This window comes from Actinosynnema sp. NPDC059797 (assembly GCF_042732085.1).
Lineage (GTDB): Bacteria > Actinomycetota > Actinomycetes > Mycobacteriales > Pseudonocardiaceae > Actinosynnema.
This window is the reverse complement of sequence record NZ_JBHWIE010000140.1, coordinates 13,551-17,903: the sequence shown is the minus strand read 5'-3', so window position 1 is coordinate 17,903 and position 4,353 is coordinate 13,551. Positions and strand designations below refer to the sequence as shown.

Annotated in this window: 6 protein-coding genes; all 6 read left to right on the top strand. The window is 72.6% G+C overall.

The features are described from left to right. Nucleotides 1-727: tetratricopeptide repeat protein (locus ACFV4N_RS26050; RefSeq protein ID WP_499675223.1), on the top strand; the 727-nt coding region annotated here is incomplete at its 5' end. Between the two features lie 103 nt (nucleotides 728-830). Then, on the top strand, nucleotides 831-1,043 hold the full coding sequence (locus ACFV4N_RS26045; RefSeq protein WP_499675222.1) for a hypothetical protein: 213 nt from the start codon (nucleotides 831-833) through the stop codon (nucleotides 1,041-1,043). A gap of 75 nt (nucleotides 1,044-1,118) precedes the next feature. After that, a complete protein-coding gene (locus ACFV4N_RS26040; protein WP_499675221.1) occupies nucleotides 1,119-1,268 on the top strand; it encodes a hypothetical protein in 150 nt (49 codons plus the stop codon). 196 nt (nucleotides 1,269-1,464) lie between these two features. Beyond that, nucleotides 1,465-2,472: a FecCD family ABC transporter permease gene (locus ACFV4N_RS26035; protein WP_499675220.1), complete on the top strand. Its 1,008-nt coding sequence runs from the start codon at nucleotides 1,465-1,467 to the stop codon at nucleotides 2,470-2,472. Between the two features lie 2 nt (nucleotides 2,473-2,474). Then, nucleotides 2,475-3,266, top strand: coding sequence for an ABC transporter ATP-binding protein (locus tag ACFV4N_RS26030; RefSeq protein WP_499675219.1), 792 nt, complete (start codon nucleotides 2,475-2,477; stop codon nucleotides 3,264-3,266). After that, nucleotides 3,263-4,258, top strand: coding sequence for an ABC transporter substrate-binding protein (locus ACFV4N_RS26025; protein WP_499675218.1), 996 nt, complete (start codon nucleotides 3,263-3,265; stop codon nucleotides 4,256-4,258). The genes ACFV4N_RS26030 and ACFV4N_RS26025 overlap by 4 nt, the downstream gene beginning before the upstream one ends. Nucleotides 4,259-4,353 lie beyond the last annotated feature (95 nt).

Genomic DNA, 4,353 nt, shown 5'->3' with positions numbered 1-4,353 from the left:
CGACACCCTCAGCACCCGCCACGAACTGGCGCGGTGGCGGGGCACGGCCGGTGACCCGGCGGGCGCGCTCGCCGAGTTCAGGCCACTGCTGGCCGACCGGGTCCGCCTGCTCGGCCCGGACCACCCGTTGACGCTGACCACCCGCGGCGAGCTCGCCCATTTCACCGGGATGGCGGGGTACCTCGCCGGCTCCGCCGCCGCGTTCGGGTCACTGCTGGACGACCGGCTGCGGGTGCTCGGCCCCGACCACCCCGACACGCTGCACACGCGCCTCAACCTCAGCGGTGTGCGCGCCTTGGCGGGGCAGGCGGCGGACGCCATCGCCGAGCACGAGCGGTTGATCGACGACATGTTGAGGGTGCTCGGCCAGGACCACCCCAACGCCTGGCTGGCCTGCGTGAGCCTGGCCCTCCTGCGGAAAGGCCCCGGCGATCCGTTGGCGACCGCCGCCGACGAGTTGCTGGCCGCGTGCCTGCGCGTCTTCGGCCCGGAGCACCCCGACCTCTGGCAGGTCCGCGCCCGCGCCATGGTCGCCCACGTCAGGGCCGGTGACGCCGTCGCGACCGTGCGGACCCTCGAAGGACTGGTCGTCGACGCCACCCGGGCGTTCGGCGCCGACCACCCGGACACCCTCCGGGTCCGACGACAGCTCGCCCGGTGGCGGGTGATCGCCGGCGACACCACCGCGCACCCGTCGGAGGACCGGTCGCGGCCCCTGGACGAGTGATGCGCAAGTCGGGGTGAGATCCGGGGCAGGTCCGTGCGAGCGACTGCCGAGCACCGTGTCGAGGTGGAGGACGTCCGCCGCGGTAGTGCCCCGGATCCGGGCGGTGAGGAACTCCCGCCAGGTCGGACCGGTGGCGGAGCAGCCGGTGGTGATGACCGCGGTCAGCGCGTCGAGGCCGGCGAGGAACCAGGCGTGCTCGCGGGTTTCGCGGACGCCGTCGAGGAAGTCGGTGGTGGAGCGGGTCCTCGCCGAGGGGCCGGCAGGCGTCCTGCCCGGCGCCGACGACCACGGCGGCGGCCGCCATCAGCACGAGTGAGCGGCCCATGCCCAGGGCGACGACGGCTTCGGGACCCTGCTGCACGGGCAGCCCCCGCTGGAGCCCGCCCACGGCGTGTCCGTCGTGCACTTCGCCGAACGCCGCCCCTTCCACCCGATGCGCCTGCACCACGAGCTGGTGACCGACGAAGAACTGGCGCCGGCCGACGAGTTGGGGTTCGTCGACCCCTTCGCCGAGTGGCACGACGAGATGGAGGAGTTGTGAAGCAGGGGGTCCACGTCGGGAGGACGTGATCTTCGCCGAGACGAACGGGTCACCCGGTCGTGTTACATTGCCGGTAATGAAAATCAATGCCAAAGTCGTCGGGGGGAAGGCGGCTCCACCCGCGCCGGTTCCCGGCGGCGAAGCGGTCCGGAGGTGGGGGAACGTCCCGGGCCGCCCGACGACCGCCGTCGGCGGCGTGGTCCTGGTGGTGGCGCTGCTGGTCTCCGTGTTGGTCGCGATCAGCCTGGGTTCGGCGGTGATCCCCTTCGGCGACACCGCGCGTTTCCTGTGGGCGGCGTTGACCGGGGGCGCCATCTCCGCCGACGAGGTGACGCAGTACCAGATCATCTGGCAGGTGCGCGCGCCCCGCGTCGTGCTGGCGGCCGTGGTCGGGGCGGGGTTGAGCGCCGTCGGCGTCGCGGTGCAGGCCATGGTGCGCAACGCCCTGGCCGACCCGTTCATCCTCGGGGTGTCCTCCGGCGCGTCGGTCGGCGCGGTGTCGGTCACCGTGTTCGGCGCGCTGGCGGGGTTCGGCATCTACGCGGTGTCGGTGGGGGCCTTCCTCGGCTCGCTCGTCGCGTCCGGGTTGGTGTACCTCGCGGCGCGCTCCGCGACCGGGGTCACCCCGCTGCGGCTGGTGCTGACCGGTGTGGCGCTGGCGTTCGGCTTCGAGGCGCTGATGAGCGTCATCGTCTACTTCGCCCCCGACAGCGAGGCGACCAGCACGGTCCTGTACTGGACGATGGGCAGCTTCGGCGCGGCGACCTGGGGTTCGCTGCCGGTGGTGACCGCGGTGGTGGTGCTGGTCGTGGTGGCGCTGCACCGGACCGCCCGCGGGCTGGACGTGCTGTCCTTCGGCGACGAGGGCGCCGCGAGCCTGGGGGTGGACGCCGACCGGCTGCGCAAGGGGCTGTTCGTGATCACCGCGCTGGCCACCGGGGCGATGGTGGCCACCAGCGGTGCGATCGGGTTCGTCGGCCTGGTCGTGCCGCACCTGGTGCGCATCGTGGTCGGCGCGGGCCACGCCCGGGTGCTGGTGATCGCGCCGCTGTTCGGCGCGGTGTTCATGGTGTGGGTCGACCTGGCCTCCAGGGTGGTGGTGGCGCCGCGCGAACTCCCCCTCGGGGTGATCACCGCGCTGGTCGGCGTCCCCGTGTTCGTCACGCTGATGCGCCGCCGCGGCTACCTGTTCGGGGGACGGTGACCGTGGACCTGGACGTGGACCGGTTGTCGGTGGAGCTGGCCGGGCGGGCGATCGTGGAGCAGGTCTCGCTGCGCGTCGACGGCGGTTCGGTGGTCGGGCTGGTCGGCCCCAACGGCTCGGGCAAGTCCACCGTGCTGCGCTGCGTCTACCGGGCGCTGCGCCCGCGCTCCGGCGTGGTGCGGGTGGGCGGTGCGGACCTCGGAGCGATGTCATCGCGCGAGAGCGCGCGCCTGGTGGCGGCGCTGACCCAGAACAGCTCGGGCGACCTGGACTTCACCGTGGCGGAGGTCGTCGCGCTGGGTCGTGCGCCGCACCTGAAGGGCAACGCGCCGCTGAGCGCCCGGGAGGTCGCGCTGTGCGAACGCGCCATGCGCCAGGTCGGGGTGGACCACCTGGCGCGGCGCAGCGTGCTCTCGTTGTCGGGCGGTGAGCGTCAGCGCGTGCTCATCGCCCGCGCGCTGGCACAGGAGCCCGAGGTGCTGGTGCTCGACGAGCCCACCAACCACCTCGACCTGCGCCACCAGGTCGACCTGCTGCGCCTGCTGCGCGACTCGGGGCTGACCGTGCTGGTGGTCCTGCACGACCTCAACCTCGCGGCGGCGGCCTGCGACCGGCTGTGCGTACTCTCCGACGGCGCGCTGGTCGCCTCGGGCACCCCGGCCGAGGTGCTGACCGAACAGGTGCTGCGCGACGTGTTCGGCGTGCGCGCTTCGGTCGTCGAGCACCCGCTGGACGGGGTGCCCCAGATCCTGTACTCGCTGGCGAACCACGCAGAAGAGGGAAGCGCACCATGAGAACACCCACCTCCGGCCGGCGACCCGCGGTCACGGCGATCGCGGCGGCGCTGTTGTTGTCCGGCTGCGGCGCGAAGGTCACCGACACCGGGGAGCAGGCGGCCACCGCGGTCGTCAACCGCTGCGGCGAGCAGGTGGAGTACCGGGTGCCGCAGCGGGCCGTGGCCTACGAGGGCGGCAGCGCCGACAAGCTGTTCGCCCTCGGGCTGACCGAGCACGTGCACGGCTACGTCATGCCGCCCGCCAACCCGCCGGTCACCGAGTCGCCGTGGGCCGCCGAGTACGCGGAGGTCGAGTTCCTCAGCGACGACCTGCTCAACCGCGAACTCGTCGTCGAGGCCAAGGCCGACTTCGTCGTGGCCGGCTGGAACTCCGGGTTCAGCGACCAGCGCGGCATCACGCCGGAGATCCTCGACGGCCTGGGCGTGCAGAGCTTCATGCACACCGAGTCCTGCTTCAACTACCCGAACTTCCCCGAGCGCAAGACCCCCTTCGAGGCGCTCTACACCGACCTGGAGCGGCTGGGGAGGATCTTCCGGGTCGAGGACCGCGCCACCGAGGTCGTCAACGGGCTCAAGGCCAGGGTCGAGGCGGTGAGGTCGCGGGCGCCGCGGGGCGAGCCGGTGCCGGTCTTCCTCTACGACTCCGGCACCGACCAGCCCTTCACCGCGGGCAGCCAGGTGCCGCCCAACGACATCATCGCCTTCGCGGGCGGGCGCAACATCTTCGCCGACCTCGACGCGCGCTGGACCAAGGTCGGCTGGGAGCAGGTCGTCGAGCGGGAGCCGGAGGTGGTGGTGATCCTCGACTACGGCGACAAGCCGGCCCAGGAGAAGATCGACTTCCTCAAGTCCTCGCCCACCACCGCGAAGCTGCCCGCCGTGGTCAACGACCGCTTCTACGTCCTGGACTACAACGAGGGCATCAGCGGCCCCCGCAACGTCGACGGCCTGGAGGGGTTCGCCGAGTACCTGCGGGGCCTGCCGAACTGAGGTGGGGAGAGGTCCACGCGCGTGGGCGTGGGGGGTTACCGGTGGTCGCCCGCGTCGGGTGGTGAGCGCGTTCACCCGGGCAGCAGGTGCGAGGC